General features: G+C 68.7%; 12 protein-coding genes. 4 read left to right on the top strand and 8 right to left on the bottom strand.

Going from position 1 to position 17,224, the window contains the following annotated elements:
- Positions 1-54: 54 nt before the first annotated feature.
- Together IG75_RS0119740 and IG75_RS0119735 are read right to left on the bottom strand one after the other, a co-directional pair.
- Positions 55-1,503, bottom strand: a complete 1,449-nt coding sequence (locus tag IG75_RS0119740) for a type VII secretion-associated protein (RefSeq protein ID WP_156058987.1) — start codon at positions 1,501-1,503, stop codon at positions 55-57.
- Positions 1,485-5,516, bottom strand: a complete 4,032-nt coding sequence (locus tag IG75_RS0119735) for a type VII secretion protein EccC (RefSeq protein ID WP_030522600.1) — start codon at positions 5,514-5,516, stop codon at positions 1,485-1,487. Before IG75_RS0119735 ends, IG75_RS0119740 begins: the two co-directional genes overlap by 19 nt.
- Positions 5,517-5,688: 172 nt before the next feature.
- Here IG75_RS0119735 and eccD point away from each other — a divergent pair, with 172 nt between their 5' ends.
- Together eccD and mycP are read left to right on the top strand one after the other, a co-directional pair.
- On the top strand, positions 5,689-7,155 hold the full coding sequence (gene eccD, locus IG75_RS0119730) for a type VII secretion integral membrane protein EccD (protein WP_030522601.1): 1,467 nt from the start codon (positions 5,689-5,691) through the stop codon (positions 7,153-7,155).
- On the top strand, positions 7,152-8,561 hold the full coding sequence (gene mycP / locus IG75_RS0119725; RefSeq protein ID WP_036514493.1) for a type VII secretion-associated serine protease mycosin: 1,410 nt from the start codon (positions 7,152-7,154) through the stop codon (positions 8,559-8,561). The genes eccD and mycP overlap by 4 nt, the downstream gene beginning before the upstream one ends.
- Positions 8,562-8,886: 325 nt before the next feature.
- Here the strand turns inward: mycP and eccB are convergent, their stop codons facing one another.
- Positions 8,887-10,359: a type VII secretion protein EccB gene (gene eccB / locus IG75_RS0119715; RefSeq protein WP_030522603.1), complete on the bottom strand. Its 1,473-nt coding sequence runs from the start codon at positions 10,357-10,359 to the stop codon at positions 8,887-8,889.
- Positions 10,360-10,469: 110 nt separating this feature from the next.
- Here eccB and eccE point away from each other — a divergent pair, with 110 nt between their 5' ends.
- A complete protein-coding gene (gene eccE / locus IG75_RS0119710) occupies positions 10,470-12,149 on the top strand; it encodes a type VII secretion protein EccE (protein WP_051714732.1) in 1,680 nt (559 codons plus the stop codon).
- A 234-nt stretch (positions 12,150-12,383) separates the two neighbouring features.
- Here the strand turns inward: eccE and IG75_RS0119705 are convergent, their stop codons facing one another.
- Both IG75_RS0119705 and IG75_RS0119700 read right to left on the bottom strand, forming a co-directional pair.
- Positions 12,384-12,944 (bottom strand): NADPH-dependent FMN reductase, encoded by a 561-nt coding sequence (locus IG75_RS0119705; protein ID WP_030522605.1) that lies wholly within the window; start codon positions 12,942-12,944, stop codon positions 12,384-12,386.
- Between the two features lie 43 nt (positions 12,945-12,987).
- Entirely contained in the window at positions 12,988-13,797 is an 810-nt protein-coding gene (locus IG75_RS0119700) for an S-methyl-5'-thioadenosine phosphorylase (protein ID WP_030522606.1), read from the bottom strand.
- A gap of 127 nt (positions 13,798-13,924) precedes the next feature.
- Between IG75_RS0119700 and IG75_RS0119695 the strand changes: the two genes are divergently transcribed.
- The gene (locus IG75_RS0119695) at positions 13,925-14,278 is read left to right on the top strand and encodes a metal-sensitive transcriptional regulator (protein ID WP_030522607.1); all 354 of its coding nucleotides are present in this window, start codon (positions 13,925-13,927) and stop codon (positions 14,276-14,278) included.
- Between the two features lie 45 nt (positions 14,279-14,323).
- Here the strand turns inward: IG75_RS0119695 and IG75_RS0119690 are convergent, their stop codons facing one another.
- From IG75_RS0119690 to rplQ, 3 genes are all read right to left on the bottom strand, one after another.
- Positions 14,324-15,151, bottom strand: a complete 828-nt coding sequence (locus IG75_RS0119690; protein ID WP_030522608.1) for an LLM class F420-dependent oxidoreductase — start codon at positions 15,149-15,151, stop codon at positions 14,324-14,326.
- 453 nt (positions 15,152-15,604) lie between these two features.
- On the bottom strand, positions 15,605-16,438 hold the full coding sequence (gene truA, locus IG75_RS0119685) for a tRNA pseudouridine(38-40) synthase TruA (RefSeq protein ID WP_030525853.1): 834 nt from the start codon (positions 16,436-16,438) through the stop codon (positions 15,605-15,607).
- A 228-nt stretch (positions 16,439-16,666) separates the two neighbouring features.
- Positions 16,667-17,185 carry a 50S ribosomal protein L17 gene (gene rplQ, locus IG75_RS0119680; protein WP_030522610.1) on the bottom strand — a complete coding sequence of 173 codons (519 nt, stop codon included), beginning with the start codon at positions 17,183-17,185 and terminating at the stop codon, positions 16,667-16,669.
- Positions 17,186-17,224 lie beyond the last annotated feature (39 nt).

The following is a 17,224-nucleotide window of genomic DNA, read 5'->3' as shown; positions in this document are numbered from 1 at the left end:
CGCGATCCCCGCCCAATCGGTTCCATAGGATTTCGGAAAACGTCCCGACCGGAGTCATGGAGTGACATCCAGCGAGTTCGCGAGGTCTTCACAGATAGGTGTGATCGAGTCCTGCCCCCCTGTCTGATACTGGCACCCGATACTGATCTGGATGCTGTGCTCGACGATAACATGCCAGTCAACGGTCGATCCGTCCTCTGGATGCTCGGAATAGGCCAGTCCGGGACGGCCCGCGAAGACCACGTCGCGGCGGACCGCGGACACCGAACCCGCTGGGCGACGGGCGATCTGCGCTTCCAGATCGGCGGCGATGCGTTCGTAGCCGACATCGGCTGTCACAGGCTGCTGGGTCACCGTGATCCGGGCGCGCAGACCGGTCTCGGGCATCAGTTCCAGACGCTCAGCGGAGCCTGCGGACGGGTCCTGGGCCCGCCATCCGTCCGGGATCGTGAGACGAAGAGCACCGAAGGTCACCGGGTCCGGATCGGGTGCGGTGTCGCCGGTGTCCGAGACAGGTGCGGTGGACGGCGCGGCGGCCACGGCATCGGAGCCACCGCCGGATATCCGGGCGATACCGATACCGGCGGCCGCCAGGACGGCGACGACGAGTAGGGCCGCGACGCCGAGATAGAGCGGGGTCCGGGAGCGCGGTGGCCGGGTGGCGGCGGCCCGTTCCCGCAGGGGCTGTAGCCATTCGGTCTCGGCGGCGGCCGGGGGCAGGGCGGGGCGGTGATCACCCGGATCGGTACGGGGCACCCGCACCAGATCCGTACCGGCCACCACCACCAACTCGGCCTTCCCGCAGCGGTCGGCGACCACCGCACCGATCCGCGCCAGAAAGCCGGCATCGGTGCGGCCCACCACGAGCACCGAACTCACCTGGCAGCCGTGCAGCAGCCGCTCGAGCAGCGCGTCGAAACCGGCGCGGCCGTCGTCGCCCGCCGCGATCTCGGCGGCGGCCAGTACCGGCTCGTGTTCGCAGTATTCGAGCCGCGGACCGCCCTCCGCCGGAACCACCGTGGACGCGGTGGTCGACAGCGGCCCGAATTCGAGGACCACGGTGCGCACATCGCGTAACCGCCGCCCGGCGGCGACCGCCCGGACGGCGACCGTCTCCAGCGTCACGTGACCGCTGTGGCGGCGGGCCGCGGACTCCAGGACGGTCAGCCGATGCGGGTCCCATTCGGTCGGGTGCACGACGGTGAGCCGCTCACAGGGTGTCGGTAAACGCAGCTGGGTGAGCGTATGACCGAAGACCGCGCCCAATGCTTCCTCGGGCGTCGGCATACCCGGGTCGTAGGCGATGCGGTCGGCGGTGACCAGCTGCACCGGCGACACCGCGATGGAGGGCGGGGCCAGCGGTTCGCCCACCACCAGACTGCGGCCGTCGCCGGTGGGCACAACCGAAGGGATCAGATCGGTATGGGTGTTCGCGCTCCACGCCCACAGCCGTGTCTCGGTCAGCGCGATCTCGGCCACCGGCATTACTGCGTCGGCATCCACGATGTCTGGATGAGGTCGTTACCCGAACGCCCGACCAGGGTGCCGCGGCCCGGCGGCATGGCACTGGGCCGCACGTTCCCGAGCAATCCGCCCTCTTCCCGGCTGCCGCTCATGATCAGACCCGGCGTGGCCAGATCGCGCATCCGGGAGATCACCGGCTCGTACATGGCCCGGCCCGCGCCGCCGGAGCGACGCGCGATGACCAGATGCAGGCCGATGTCCTTGGCGTGCGCGAGGTAGTCGACGATCTGCGCGAGCGGGTTGCCACTGGATCCGCTGGAGACCAGGTCGTAATCGTCGACGATCACGAACAGGTCCGGTCCGGTCCACCAGGAGCGGTCGCGCAGCTCCTGCGGGGTGACGTTCGGGCCGGGCATCCGGGATCGCAACAGGGCGGCGAGATCACGCATATTCGTGGTCAGGCCCTCGGCGCCGGTCGCGTAGGCGGCCAGGCGGTCCTGGTCGAAATAGCCGAGCATGGTGCGCCGGAAATCGACCAGGATGAGCGCCGCCTTGTCGCGCGCATTGGATTCGACGACGCCGCTGACGATATTGCGCAGTAGCGTCGACTTCCCGCATTCGGTATCGCCGAAGATCAGGAAGTGCGGGTTGTCGTCGAAATTGAGGAAAACCGGCGCGAGCTCGGATTCGTTGATGCCGATGGGAATCGCGACATTGCGCCGGTCCGCCGGACCCTGCCAGGGTCCGATCGCCCGTACGAACTGTTCCCGGTCGAGCTGTTCGGGCAGCATCCGGACCTGCGGTGCGGGGCGTCCGGGAGTCGCCTGCTGTAGTCGCGCGACCGCGTCGGCGACGCCGCGACCGATATCCTCCGCTTCGGAGGATCCGTCCACCCGGGGCAGCGCGGTGAGCATGTGCAGGCTTTCGGGGGTCATACCGCGACCCGGCCGGCTCTGCGGAACCAGTGCCGCGACCTTGCGGCCGAATTCGGAATCGGCCGGATCGCCGAGGCGCAGTTCCAGCCGGGTGCCGATCTGGTCCTTGAGCTGCGGCCGGGCCTCCATCCAGCGCGAGAGCGCGATCACGACGTGCACGCCGTAGGACAGGCCCTGGACCGCGAGGTTCATGATCGCCTGTTCCAGGGGCTCGAAATCCTGGCGGATCGAGCCGAATCCGTCGATCACCAGGAAGACGTCGCCGAAGGGGTCCTCGTGGGCACCGGTGGCGGCCTGGCTGCTCGCCGGATCGCCGGCGCGCAGGCGGCGGAACTCCGACATCGACTCGATGCCGAGCTGACGGAAGCGCAGTTCGCGGGTGCGCACGATGGTGGTCATCTCGGCGATGGTGCGGCGGACCTTGTCGTGATCCAACCGGCCGGCCACCGAACCGACGTGCGGCAGGCCCTCGAGACTGGCGAGGGTGCCACCGCCGAAGTCCAGGCAGTAGAACTGCACCTGTTCGGCGGTATGGGTCAGCGACATCGCCATGATCAGCGTGCGCAGCATGGTCGATTTACCCGACTGCGGGCCACCGACCACGGCCACATTGCCGCGTGCACCGGACAGATCCACGACCAGCGGATCGCGTCGCTGGTCGTAGGGGCGGTCGACGATACCGATCGGCGCGCGCAGGCCGGCGTGCGCGTTGTACTCGCCGGTCAGAATCGAGCGCGGGACGAGTTCGTCCAGCGACGGGGCGGCGTCCAGCGGCGGCAACCAGATCTCGTGGGCGGGCCGGCCGTGGCCGCGGATCCGGGCCACCAGCATGCCGATATTGGAGATCTGTTCACCGTCCTCGACCAGCGGCTCCGGATCGTCGAGCGGTTCGGGGGCCAGCGGTACCCGGTCCACTGCCCGGAATTCGACATGTTTGGCCAGGAACGGGCGGGCGGTGATATCGATTTCGCCGGCCCGCGTCGCCACCGCGATATCGCGCTGCGGCCCGCCACCCACATACGCGCCGGAGACGTAGGAGGCCTGGAATCGCTGGATCTCGCCCGAATCCGATTTCAGATAGCCCCCGCCGGGATTGTTGGGGAGGTTGTAGGCGTCCGGGACGCCGAGTACCTGGCGGGATTCGTTGGCGGAGAACGTCTTCAGGCCGATGCGGTAGGAAAGATGCGATTCCAGGCCCTTGAGCTTGCCCTCTTCCAGCCGCTGCGAGGCGAGCAGCAGATGGACGTGCAGCGAGCGGCCCAGGCGGCCGATCATCACGAACAGTTCCGCGAAATCGGGGTGCTGGGTGAGCAGTTCGGAGAACTCGTCGAGAACCACGAACAGCGCGGGCAGCGGGTCGAGATCGGCTCCGGCGGCGCGGGCCTTCTCGTATTCGGAGACATTCGCGAAGTTACCGGCCTGGCGCAGCACTTCCTGGCGGCGGTTCATCTCACCGGCCAGGGCATCGCGCATACGGTCGACGAGGTCGGCTTCCTCTTCCAGGTTGGTGATGACGGCCGCGACGTGCGGCACACCGTCGAGGCCGAGGAAGGTCGCGCCACCCTTGAAGTCGACCAGGACCAGGTTCAGCTGGTCCGGTGAATGAGTGGCCAGCAGACTGAGCACCAGGGTGCGCAGGAACTCGGATTTACCGGAACCGGTGGCGCCGATGCACAGACCGTGCGGGCCCATCCCGGATTCGGCGGCTTCCTTGATATCCAGGACTACGGGTAGCCCGTCGGCGCCGACACCGAACGGAACCCGCAACCGCTCCCGGCCGTAGCGGGGCCGCCACGCGCTCTCGGGATTGAAGGAACCGATATCGCCCAGACCCATCAGTTGCGCCCAGGTGTTGATGGTCTCCCCTTCGGTGACCTCGACATCGCTGCTGCGCTGGGTGGCCGCGCGGTACGGGGCGAGGCGGCGGGCCACCTGCTGGGCCTGTTCCCGGCTGATCCGGTCGATGACCGCGAAACGCTCCTGGTTTCCGGTGGCGCCGCGGCCCAGGCATTCACCGTTGCGGATGGTCAGGCCGATTCCGCGCGATACCGCCAGGCGCGGCGCGTAGCCGCACAGGTCGATGACGGTGACGCCCTCGTAACCGGATTCGCGCAGCTGGTCCTCTTCGGCCTCGAGCAGACCGCCGTCCACCACGATCACCACGTGCACCATGGCGGAATTGGTGGGCTGGTTACGGGAGTAGCGGACCCGGTTGCCGAGAATCGGGGCGAGGCCGGTCATCATCTCGCGGATCGAACCGAAGAACATCCGCTGGGTGCCGATGCCGTCCTGGGCGTCCGGGTGCTGGGTGTGCGGCAGCCATTTGGTCCATTCCCATTCCGCGCTGGTGTCGGGACCGCAGACGATCGCGGTGAGCACTTGGTCCGGGCCGTGGAACATGGCCAGCTGGACCAGCATCGCGCGCACCATGTCCCGGGCCTGGGACCGGTCGCCGTCGAGGGCGATGGTGGCGAAACCCTTCACCGCGATGGCGGTGGGCAGATCGGGCACCGTGGAGTGCGCGCGGACGAAGCGGCGCAGCGAGACCGCGGCGATCGGTTCGAGCTCCTCCACCGGCCCGGTTTCCGGGGCGACCAGGCGGGTGGCCAGACGCTGTCCGCCGATGCCGATGCGGACGTGACAGAAGTCCTTGTCGCTGGGCCGGCGCTCCCACATCCGGGAGGTGCCCGCGAGCATCCAGACCAGGCCCGGCTCCGGATGACTCCACTCCACCGCGGCCCGCTGCTCGGCCGCCGTGACCCCGACATCCTTGCGGACCTGGTCCAGATAGCGCAGATAGTCCTTGCGGTCCTCGTTGGCCTCGGCCGCCTTGGCGCCCTTACCGTTGCCCTGGCCGGCGAACATCCCGACCATCGAGACCATCATCATCATCGGGAACATCAGCGACATCGGATTCGACGCGATACCACCACCCTGGGTGAACATCAGCGCCATCATCCCGACCATGCCGATGATCATCACGACCGGCATGAGCTTGCCCAGCAGATTTCCCGGTGTCACCCGGGGGATTTCGGGGGGCGGCTGCAGGGTGACCTCGCCGCCCGGTGTCCGTGGAACCTCCCGGCGCGCACGCCGCTGAAAACGGACAGTGGTCATCGAACGAGATCCCCCTTGTGGCCATGCGATGTTCGGGCTCAGTGTAGAGGCAAGCCCGAACATGTCGTACAGTTCGACCTGCATTCTGCTGGCCGGACCGGGGGCACGCAACCCGCGATCTCCTGGGAGAATGCGGAAAACGAGCAGGGTAGCGAACCAACTTGGGGGAAGCGTGACGCATGCGCGACTGGACCATATGGAGGAAGATTCCTCGCGGGGGATAGTCCGCGCACCGGATCTCACCAGGGTCACCATTCTGGCCAAACACACCCAGGTCGATATGGCCATTCCGGTCGACGTTCCGGTCGCCCTGGTGATCCCGAGTGTGGTCGATATGATCGCCGCGCACAGCAGAACCAACGACTTCGACAACCAGGGCGAACGCTACGAACCCGCGGACTGGGTACTGGCCCGGATCGGTCAGCCGCCCCTGTCGAATTCACTCAGCCTCGGTGAACAGGGGGTGCGTGACGGCGAACTGCTGATGCTGGAGAATTCGGCCCATACCGCGCCGACCCCGCTTTTCGACGACATCATGTACAACGTCGCCGTCGCCGACTCCGAACATTTCCGCGGGTGGAATCCGAATACCGCGCGGATCACCGGATCGGTGCTGGCGGTGCTCACCATGCTGGCGGGTTGCACCGCGCTGCTGGCGTCGCCGGACGCGATGCCCGGTTGGATCACCGGAGCGATCGCGCTGGGTGTGGCGGTGCTGTTGGTGGTCGCGGCGATGATCCTCAGCCGGGTGTACGGCGATCCGAAGACCTCGCTGGTACTCGGCGGCTGCGCGCTGCCGCTGGCGTTCACCGGCGGCATGCTGATCGTGCCGGATCACTACGACTGGTCCCATATGCTGCTCGGTTCCACGTTGCTCGGGGCCACGGCGATTCTGGCCTGGCGGGTCACCGGTGTGGGACTGGGGCTGTTCATCGGGGCGGGCACGGTAGCGCTGTTCGCGGTGCCTTCCGCGCTGGTCGGCCTGCTCACCGAGCAGCCGATGAAAGCCGTCGGCGCGGTGGTCGCGGCTCTGGGCCTCGCCGCGCTGTCGCTGGCCCCGCGAATCTCCATGATGCTGGCGAAACTGCCGCTGCCGCCGGTGCCCTCGCCCGGTACCCCGATCGATCCGACCGAAGACGATCCCGACGATCACCGGGCGCTGCCCACTCTCGGCGCCCTGCACGCGAAATCGGCGCGGGCGCGGACCTATCTGAGCGGGCTGGTCTCGGCGACCACGCTGGTCACGGTGGTCGGCGCGCTGGTGGCGACCGATCCCGCCGGTGGCGGCTTCTTCTGGCAGGGCATCACGCTCGCGCTGGTGTGCGCGGCGGTTCTGATGTTCCGCAGCCGCACCTACGCCGGTGCCGAACAGGCCGTGATCCTGATCGCGGGCGGCGCGGCCATCCTGCTGGCCATGCTGGTGGGGATGGCGTTCGTGGCCGATCTGCCGCTGGCCGCGTTCGGAGTCGCCCTGGTCATGCTGATCGCCGCGCTCGTCCTCGGCATCATCGTCCCCAACCAGACGGCCACTCCGCCGATGCGCCGGGCCGCGGAACTGATCGAATACGGCTTCGTGGCCGCTGTGCTGCCGCTCGTGTTCTGGGTGACCGACCTCTACTCCCTCGTCCGCGGGCTGTGAACCGGGGGGTCCGCGCCGCGGCGGTGGCCGCGGTGCTCGGGGTGAGCGCGACGCTCGGACTCGGGTCTCCGGTGGCGTATGCCGACCGGCCCGCACCCGTCGATCCCGGTCAACTACCGGCCGGTGATCCGGCGAAACCCTCGCAGGCCACCGAGCGCAAGGCGAATACCGCCTGCAACAGCACTGTTTCCGGCGGCGGCGGCCCGACCGTGCCACCCGCGCAGGCCGCCCTCGACCTGCCGCGGGCGTGGCAGTTCTCCGAAGGAGCCGGGCAGGTCGTCGCGGTGATCGATACGGGCGTCGCCCGCCACCCCCGGCTGCCCGGGCTACGCGCCGGCGGCGACTTCGTGGCCAACAGCGGTGACGGCACCGAGGATTGCGACGCGCACGGGACCATCGTGGCCGGCATCATCGGAGCGAGCCGGGCTCCCGAGGAGGGCTTCTCCGGAGTGGCGCCGGCGGCGACGATTCTCACGATCCGCCAGACGAGCGACAAGTACGTCAAAGCGGGCAGCAATGCCACCAAAACGCCGGAAGACCTCTCCAAAGAGGGCTACGGCAATGTCGCCACCATGGCGCAGGCCGTCCGCCGGGCCGCTGATATGGGCGCCACCGTCATCAATATCTCCGAGGTCGCGTGCAGTGCCGGCCCGATCTCCGATGCCTCGCTCGGTGCCGCGCTCGACTATGCCGTCCACCAGAAGAACGTGGTCGTGGTGGCCTCGGCCGGTAACACCGACAACGACAGTTGTAAGGGCAACACCGGCGTCCAGGACCCGCTGGACCCCGCGGCAGACCCGTGGAGCAACGCGACCGTCAACGTGACGCCCGCGCGCTACGACGATCTGGTGCTCTCGGTCGGCTCGATCGACGCGAACGGAGCCCCCTCGGAGTTCACCGTGCCGGGCCCCTGGCTCAGTGTCGCCGCACCGGGTGAGAACATCGTCTCCCTCGACGTGCACAGTGGCGGGGTCATCAACGGGACGGTCAATGCCCAGGGCGGCCAGCAGACCATCAACGGCACCAGTTTCGCGGCCCCCTATGTCTCCGGCGTGGTCGCGCTGGTGCGCTCCCGCTTCCCCGAATTGTCCGCGGTCGAGGTGATGAAACGGATCCAGGCGACCGCGCACGCGCCGGCCGAGGGCTGGAATCCGTATGTGGGCTACGGCGCGATCGACCCGATCGCCGCGTTGACCAACGAGGTGCCCGACGAACTACGGCCCAAGCAGCCGAATCCGGCGGTCAGCAAGCAGCTCGCGATCCCCGCGCCCCCCACTCCACCGGACCACACCGCCCGCAATGTGGCGCTCATCGGCAGCGGGATCATCGGCGGCGGCCTGGTTCTCGGCTATCTCGCCTCGTTCCCGACCCGCCGCCGCTTCGGCGTCGGCGAAGACGACGCCTGACCGAGTAGTCGGTACGCCACGCGGCTACCCGGTGTCACCGAGACCGTACTTTGCGTGCTCGACTCTTCCGGGTCGGGAACCGGGTTCCGCCGTGCACGTCTATATGTATGCCGGAACAGGTCCGGCCCGAGCTTATCCAGAGGATGCGTTCGACGTTCCGGTGACGCCGGCCCAGTGCGAGCAGGGCGGCGGGCATGTGGAACAGCATGCCTGGGCGAATTGTGTGGGCGGCCGATTCGACGGCCACGTGGCCGACCCGGGCAGGCCGTCGGTGATACCGCTGCCCGGATCGCTCGGCGGCGGTATCACCCCCGCGGGCAGGTGATCACTTTCCCGTGGCGACCGGCTGTGCGGCCGGTGACGGATCCGGTGCGACCCCGTCGTGTGCGACCAGCGCTTCTTCCCGGCCCAGGCTGGGCCCGGAGGCCAGCAGCCCGACGATCGGCCAGGGGGCGGGTTCGGCTTTCTCCGGCATACCCAGTGCCTTTGCGGCGTCGGCGTTCTTGATGCCGTACCGCACACCGGTATCGGCGATATAGAAGATGCTGTCCTTACGGCTGCTGTCCGGTTCTATCCCGGTGGTCTGTACATAGGCGCCGGTACCCGGCGCCAGGTAGGCGGAGTCGACGTTCTGGCCCGACCCGTCGGCCTGGGCGAGCGGCACCAGTTTCGCGCTGTCCGGCATCGGCAGGCCGACCCCGGTGCTGACCTGCAATTCGGCCTTGGTGCCGGTGTTCTCACCGGCCTCCGGGATCGGTTTCCACGACAGGCAGCTCACCGGATGGTCCTTGGCTTCGAGCACGGCAGGCGCGGTCTGCGGGTAGTCGCCCACCCGCAGGGCCGCCGATACCGGGGCGTCGGTGCGTTCGCGCTGGTCGATGGTGTCGTCACCCGGAGTCTGCGGGGTGGAGTTACGAATGATCTCCCCGGTCAGGGCCGAGATGGGCTGCAGCCCATCGGCGAGCACCACGTGATACTCGGTGCCGGAGGTGCCGACCTGCACGACGTCACCGATACGGTGACCGCTGACCTCGAAACCGGTCGGGGCGCTGCCGGCATCGGCGATATCGGGCCGAACGATCGCCTGCACTTCCGGTATCGCATTGATCAGGCCTTCGCTCATCGGTCGCGGGGTGGCACCGGTGATCTTCAGGGCGTCGGTGACCGCGCGGTCGGTCATATCGACGCGCGCGCGTTTCTTGTCGTAGACCAGATAGGTGTAATTCTCCCCCTGCACGAGCAGCGCTAGATCCGCGCCCAGGGCATCGGCTTTCGCGCCGAGTTCGAGGTCACCGGCCAGAACCGAGGTCGTCCGGTCCTGGCTGCCGTCGATCTTCATCTCGTCGCAGATCGTCCACTGCCGTCCGGTACCGGCGGAATCGAAGTGGATCGAGCCGGGTGCCCCGGGGATACCGATCAGCGGACCCCGGGCCTTCTTACCGATCTCGGCTTCCTTCACGATCGACGCGGCCGGCGCCTCGCCCGCGGCCAGCCGGGCCGAGGCCAGGTTCAACGCGGGGTGCACCACATCGTTGATCACCACATAGACGGCGCCGGATTCCTTGCCGATCAGGATTTTGTTCTGGTCGATCTTGTCCTGCGGGCGGAGCAGAGCCAGCACGCCACAGCCGGCGAGGACCACCACCGCCAGGACCAGGCCCACGACATAGGCGCGCACCTGAGAACGCATGGGATCGTGGAGCATTCGCACGTCCCGCCGCACCAGCGCGTGTTCCATCCGACGGACCAGGAAGTTGTAACCGCTGATCTGCCACCTGGTTGTGGGCTTTGAAGGCATCGCTTTCCCCCGAACTGTGCTGGTGCTCGCCGAACACAGTACAGTTCGCGAGGACGTAGTTCAGCTCGGCCGCCGATAATCGGCCGACACCGGGTACCTGGGGGACTCTGATGGCCGTTGCAGCCGCATTGGGGCGCAGGCGCAGCCTGCTTTTCGGGCGTATCTCCATGCGCAACCTGCTCATCGCGCAGGTATTCGCGCTCGTCGCGGGCACGGTCACCTTGATCACCGGAGTGAACCCGTGGATCGCGCTGGGAGTCGCGGTCGTCGTCGGATGCATTCCGCTCGTCCCGGTCGGGCGCCGGGTCCTGCTGGATTGGGTCGGCACCTGGTGGAACTACCGGGCCCACCGCGAATACCGGATCGGGGACAGCAGCGATTTCCGCGGGCCCGACGACCGGTCGCTGGGCCTGTACTGGGACGAGAGCCGGGTGGTCGCGGTCGTCGAGGTGCTGCCGCCGCGCGGCGGGCTCACCCGTATCGACCGCACCGCGGTGCACGCCTCCCATCTGCTGCCGATGGCGGAACTGGCGACCTGCCTCGCCCAGCACGACATCCTGCTCAGCGGTATCGACATCATCAGCCACGGCCACCGCAGCCGCTCCGGTACACCGGCCGGCGCCATCTACGAATCACTGTTGGGGCCACTGCCCGCCACCGCGTATCGCACGGTCTGGCTGGCGATCGGGTTCGATATGGTCGACTGCCCCGGGGCGGCGAACCGGCGCGGCGGCGGCGACGAGGGCGCGGCGCGCGCGGTCACCATCGCGACCCAGCGCATCGTCCGGACGCTGGAAGACGCGGGGTGCGGTTCGCGGGTGCTGACCGCCTCGGAGATCCGGGCGGCCGTCCGGCAGGTGCTGCACGGGGCCGACGCGCGCGAGCTGACCCACCGGTGGCGGTACGCCGAACTCGGCAACAGTGTCAACATCGGGTCCGCGATCGATCCGAAACTGCTGGGCTCGGAGATCCTTTCGCAGCTGTGGGTGGCCGAATCCCGGGGCACCACGGTCACGGTCCGGCTGCGTCCCGGCAGTACGGCCGATACCGTGCATGTCGGCGCGGCCTGGCGGTCCACCCTGCGGGAACTCCCCGAGAAGACCGCGTCCAAGGGCATGGTCTCGATGAACGGCCGGCACCGCGACGGGCTGCTCGCGCAGCTGCCGATCGGTATCCCCGATGTCGAGGACGTCGTCCCCACCGCCGAGTACCCGATCGATGTGCTGGACGCGCTGGCGCTGCCGTCGTCGGGCTGTGGACAGCTGATCGGGTCGGACGACGAGGGCAACGGTGTGGCACTGCGGCTCGTCGGCGCCGGTATCTCGTCGGTGTACGTGGCGGGCGAACTGTATCTCGCGCAGCAGCTGGTGTTCCGCGCGCTGGCCGTCGGTGAACGGATCCTGGTGCGCACCGACCGTCCCCAGGCCTGGTATCAGCTGATCGAGACGATCGGCAATCCGGAACGGTTGATGCTGGCCGTCGAAATGCACCAGTCCGACGCCATGTTCACCGCGACCGTCGTCGACGGTGTCCTGGCTCCCGCGCCGCACGCCGGTATCACCACGATCTATGTCACCGGCGACCCGATGGGCTGGCCGGCCACCAAACCCGATCTGTCGATCCAGCAACCCGGCGCGATCGGTAACCGGGTCGTTGTCCGTACCGCGACCACCCAGATCCCGCTGAACCTGGTCTCCATCCCCCGGGAGCACACCTACATCGGTGAACCTCGGACCCGGCAGCCCGCGCCCCATGTCCACCCGGCGGCCCACCAGCCCCAGCACCGCTGACACGTCCCGGCACAACACCGGCCTTGCGGTCGCACCACCCGCTCGTCCCACCGTCGACCCGCATCGATCCGCCGATGGCCGCCCGACCGTGCCGCCGGGTTCTCGGAGCCCGTATTCCCGGCCGGCCTGCCATCCGATCACCTCCGCGAGTAGCGGCAGACGCCCGGCGCCGAGCCTTACGAGGCCCACAAGGGTCGACGGCCGTCCCCCGTACTCACCGGCTCCGCCGAGGACTCAGCCCGGATAAGGGTCGACGGCCCGCGCTCCACGCAACACCCCGCCCCACCAGGCGAGTTGGGTGAGCATCCGGTCCGCCGCGTCGATCGCGGCACCGTCGCCCGTGTTGCCCGCGGCGTCGAACTGTTTGCGCGCCCGGTGGAAGCTCACCGATTCGCGTACCGAGACCATATGGATCTCGGCCACCACCTGGCGGAGTTGTTCCACCGCGCGCAATCCACCCGACAGGCCGCCGTAGGACACGAAACCCACCGGTTTGGCCCGCCATTCGTGTTTCGCGCTGTCGAAGGCGGTTTTCACCGAGGCCGGGTAGCCGTGGTTGTACTCCGAGGTCACCACGGCGAAAGCATCCGCGGCCGCGAGCCTTTCACGGAATCGTGCGGTCTCCGGGGTCTCGGTCAGATCGATCGGCAGCGGGACCTCCAGCAGGTCGAGCACGCCGATATCGAATTCGGACCGGGCCCGGGCCGTGCGCAGGAACCAGTCGGCGACCACGGGCGCGAAGCGTTCGGGCCGGACACTGGCGACGATCACCTCTAGTCGCAGGGGCGTATCCACCGGACGACACTATCCCGCGGCCGCGCCGAGCCGCGGGATGGTTTCAGGGCAGTTCGAAAGGCAACGCGACCCCGGCGTGGACCCCGCAGTGCTCGCAGGTCTCGGTATCGGCGACCGCGGCCACCGCGCTGTGGACGAGTTCCTTGAACGGCCCGATATTGCGTTCGAATTCGGCGAACACGTCGGCCGCGCGGACGCCTTCGCCCTCGGTGACCCCCGCGTCCAGATCGGTGACCAGCGCGATCGCCGCGTAACACATCTCCAGTTCGCGGGCGAGTACCGCCTCCGGGTAGCCGGTCATATTGACCAGGTCCCAGCCCTGGGCGGCGAACCAGCGGCTCTCGGCGCGGGTGGAGAAGCGCGGTCCCTGGATGACGGCCATGGTGCCGTGCGGGTGGACGTGCACTGCGCTGTCGGCGGATTTCACCGCGGTCGCGCGCAGGTCGGCGCAGTAGGGATCGGCGAAGGAGACGTGGATGCCGTTACCGTCGAAATAGGTCTGCGGGCGGCCGGAGGTGCGGTCGACGAGTTGGTCGGGGATGACCACGGCGCCTGGTCCCCAGTCGGGCCGCAGACTGCCGACCGCGCAGGGTGCGTAGATCCGGCGCACGCCGATCGAGCGCAGCGCCCACATATTGGCCTGGTAGGGCACGGTGTGCGGGGAGTACTCGTGCCGTGCTCCGTGCCGCGGGAGGAAAGCCACCGGACGGCCCTCGACCTCCCCCACCGCGATCGGCGCGCTCGGATCACCGTAGGGGGTTCGCACCGTGACCGCGTCCGTGGCGCCGTCGAAGAAATCGTAGAATCCACTACCGCCGATGACGGCCAGCGCGGGCCGATCCTGGGAAGTCATGGTCTCGATTGTTCCGCGTCGCCGGCATGGGCGCACAGGCGAGGGCCCGTAGCTGACAAGCCCGAAACGGAGATGTACCCTAGGGGGGTATGAACGGTCCTCTCGACCGGCGCAGAGGAGACAATCGGTGACTTCCACACCCACCACGGCGGGATCCGCCGACGAGACGGGGACCGGCCACACGTCCCACGACCACGCGAACCACGGCTACATCACCGCCAAGGACGACTACCTCAAGCGGTTGCGCCGGATCGAAGGGCAGGCGCGCGGCCTGCAGCGGATGGTGGAGGAGGAGAAGTACTGCATCGATATCCTCACCCAGGTCTCCGCGATGACCAAGGCCCTGCAGGCGGTCGCGATGGGGTTGCTGGAGGACCATATCAGCCACTGTGTGGTGGACGCGGCGGTCGCCGGCGGTCCGGACGCCGAGGCCAAGATCAAGGAAGCCACCGACGCGATCGCCAGGCTGGTTCGTTCCTGAGTGCTACGCCGGGTGGGCCCCCGCTCGGGCGGCCCACCCGCCGGGTCAGGACTGCTGGATGAGCAGGGGCGCCAGGGTGCGCAGCGTGGCCAGGTAGTCCTGGTCGAGAACCTGCAGGGCGAGGTGATCGGCGCCCGCCTCGATATGACGGCGGACCTGCGCCGCGACCTGGTCGGCCGCCCCGTGCACGGCGAGCGCGTCGAGCAGGCGGTCGCTGCCCGGTTTGGCGATGTCCTCGTCGGTATAGCCGAGACGCCGCAGGTTGGTGGTGTAGTTGCGCAGGCCGAGGTACATCTCGACCACGGTGCGACCGGTGGCGCGGGCGCTGTCGGGATCGGTGTCCACGACGAGCTTCTGTTCGGGCACCAGCAGCGCGTCACCGACGATCTCGCGGGCCTGCGCGGTGTGCTCCGGAGTCGTGAGGTAGGGCAGCGCGCCCGCGGTACGGTCCGCCGCCAGCTTCAGCACCTTCGGGCCGAGCGCGGCGAGCATCCGGCCGGAGACCGGGACCCGGGCCGCGTCCAGTTCGTCGAGGTATTCGACCAGTGCCTCGTAGGGGGAACGGTAGGGCTTGTTCGCCTCCGGGTGACCACAGCCGATGCCGAGCACGAACCGGCCCGGGAACCGCTGCTCGATCCGATGGAAGGATTCGGCGGTTTCGGCGGCGGGCGCGGTCCAGATGTTGACGATGCTGGTGCCGACCTTCAGGGTCTCGGTGGACGCCAGCAGGTCCTCCACCACCGGGAGGTCGGCGCTCGGCGAGCCGCCGAGCCACAGGGCCCCGTAGCCGAGTCGCTCGAGTTCCGCCGCCGCTTCCGGGGTGAACAGCTTGTAGTAGCGCCATACGCCGTATCGTCCGAGATCGATCGTCATAACTACCGCAACCTTGTCGTCGAGGGGACCTATTCCAGCCCCGACCCTATCCCCGTGGTCCGGCGCGGCCCGGCCGACCGGCCGATGACGCGAACGTGCGGCCCTATGCGGCACCATCCGGCGGCGGTACATGAAAACCCTTGGTGTGGAGCAGCTTCCCCGCCCCGATCCCAGCGGCCTGGCAGGTACAGCGAGCCGTTCGCCGAGTGGCCACCATCGAACACTCACAGAGTCGTACGCCCATCCGGGCCGACCGAGGCGCGCGCCCGCACTCACCGGCCGTTCACGCCGAGTGGTCGGCCTCTGTAACCGGGGACAACCCGGTTTTGAAGCGTGCGCGGCCCGCCGTCCAGGAAACGGCGGCCCATCGAGGACTGCCGAATACCGCGAGGCCTACTCGGGGTGCCTGCCACACTCACGCCTTCTGCCCACCCCGACGGTCGGCACGCGTGATCAGATACAGCAGTCCCCCGCGGGGACCGATCGCATCTCCCGGGTCTGCGCGTTGCGGGCGGCCAGGTCCGGTTCCGCGGGGTAGTCGACCGCGACGAGGCTCAGCCCGTGCGCCGGTGCCACGGTCACCGAACTCGACCGGCTCCGCTCGGCCAACAGCCCCGCGACCCACTCCGGTGTCCGGCGGCCCTCCCCCACCGCGAGCACCGCGCCGACCAGGCTGCGCACCATCGACCAGCAGAAGGCGTCGGCGCTGACATAGGCCTCCAGCCGGTCCCCGTCCCGTACCCAGTCGTACCGTTGGAGTTCGCGAACAGTCGTCGCGCCCTCCCGGCGCCGGCAGAAGGCCGCGAAATCGTGCAGACCCAGCAGTGTGTGGGAAGCCGCGCGCATGGCCGAGACATCGACCGGGCGGCAACCCACCACGCTGCGCGCGGCCAGCGGGTCGGCACCGTAGGGCGCCGTGGTGAGACGGTAGATGTAGTGGCGGCGGACCGCCGAGAAGCGGGCGTCGAATTCGGCGGGCACGGCACGGACACCGGTGATCCGGACATCCTTGGGCAGGAATTTGGCCATCCGGTGCACGAGTTTGTCCTCGTCCACCTCTACCGCGGTATCGAAATGTGCGACCTGGCCCTCGGCGTGCACCCCGGCGTCGGTGCGGCCGGCGACCGTCAACTGCACCGGTTCACGCAGCACCTTCCCCAGCGATTCCTCCAGCACACCCTGCACGGTCCGCAGACCGGGCTGGCGGGCCCAGCCGACGAACTCGGTGCCGTCGTAGGAGATATCCAGGCGGAACCGCGCGCCCTCCGGCCTAGGCACCGGCGTGATCGCTGTTTTCCCGCGCGACCCACTCGCGGACCCGGACACCGGGGCGGACCCGCCGGCCGCCCGCGGGTCGGCGGATCCGCGCGGGGCCGAACCGGTTGTCGCGTATCCCGGCTCGTGTTCGCTCACCAGACCATCCTCCGGATACGGGACGAGCCCGCACGCCCGTAGTGGGCGGCGGGCTCGTCGACGAACCGGGAACCCGCGTCGCACGCGTCCCCGGCAGACGAATTACGCCTTGTCGTCGGCCTTCTCCTCGGCCGCGGCTTCCTCGGCCGGAGCCTCGGTGGCTTCGGCTTCGGCTTCGGCTTCGGTCTCGGCCTCGGGGGCCTTCTCCTCCGCCTTCTGCGACGCGGCGACCCGGCGGGCGCGATCGGCCTCGTTGGTCACGGTCTGTTCCCGGACCAGCTCGATGATCGCCATCGGGGCGTTGTCGCCCTTACGCGGCAGGGTCTTGATGATCCGGGTGTAACCGCCGTTGCGGCCCTCGAACGACGGGCCGATCTCGGCGAAGAGATCGTGCACGACGTCCTTGTTCCGGATCACCCGGAGCACCTCGCGGCGGTCGGCCAGGGTGCCGGCCTTGGCCTTGGTGACCAGTTTCTCGGCGTAGGGGCGCAGCGCCTTGGCCTTGGCCTCGGTGGTCGTGATCCGACCGTGCTCGAAGAGCGCCGTGGCCAGATTGGCGAAGATCGCCTTCTGGTGTGACGCCGACCCGCCGAAGCGAGCACCCTTCTTGGGCTTGGGCATTGTGGGTTCTCCTTGGTAAAGGCCGTTCCGGGGCGCCTA

This window comes from Nocardia rhamnosiphila NBRC 108938, assembly GCF_000720425.1.
Classification (GTDB): domain Bacteria; phylum Actinomycetota; class Actinomycetes; order Mycobacteriales; family Mycobacteriaceae; genus Nocardia; species Nocardia rhamnosiphila.
The sequence above is the reverse complement of the archived record's forward strand: the minus strand, read 5'-3'. Positions and strand labels throughout refer to the sequence as shown.

Coding starts and splice junctions, on each gene's coding strand:
- eccB (WP_030522603.1), bottom strand. CDS start 10,359: ATGCCTTCAAAGCCCACAACCAGGTGGCAGATCAGCGGTTACAACTTC.
- IG75_RS0119735 (WP_030522600.1), bottom strand. CDS start 5,516: ATGACCACTGTCCGTTTTCAGCGGCGTGCGCGCCGGGAGGTTCCACGG.
- eccE (WP_051714732.1), top strand. CDS start 10,470: ATGGCCGTTGCAGCCGCATTGGGGCGCAGGCGCAGCCTGCTTTTCGGG.
- rplQ (WP_030522610.1), bottom strand. CDS start 17,185: ATGCCCAAGCCCAAGAAGGGTGCTCGCTTCGGCGGGTCGGCGTCACAC.
- IG75_RS0119700 (WP_030522606.1), bottom strand. CDS start 13,797: ATGACTTCCCAGGATCGGCCCGCGCTGGCCGTCATCGGCGGTAGTGGA.
- IG75_RS0119690 (WP_030522608.1), bottom strand. CDS start 15,151: ATGACGATCGATCTCGGACGATACGGCGTATGGCGCTACTACAAGCTG.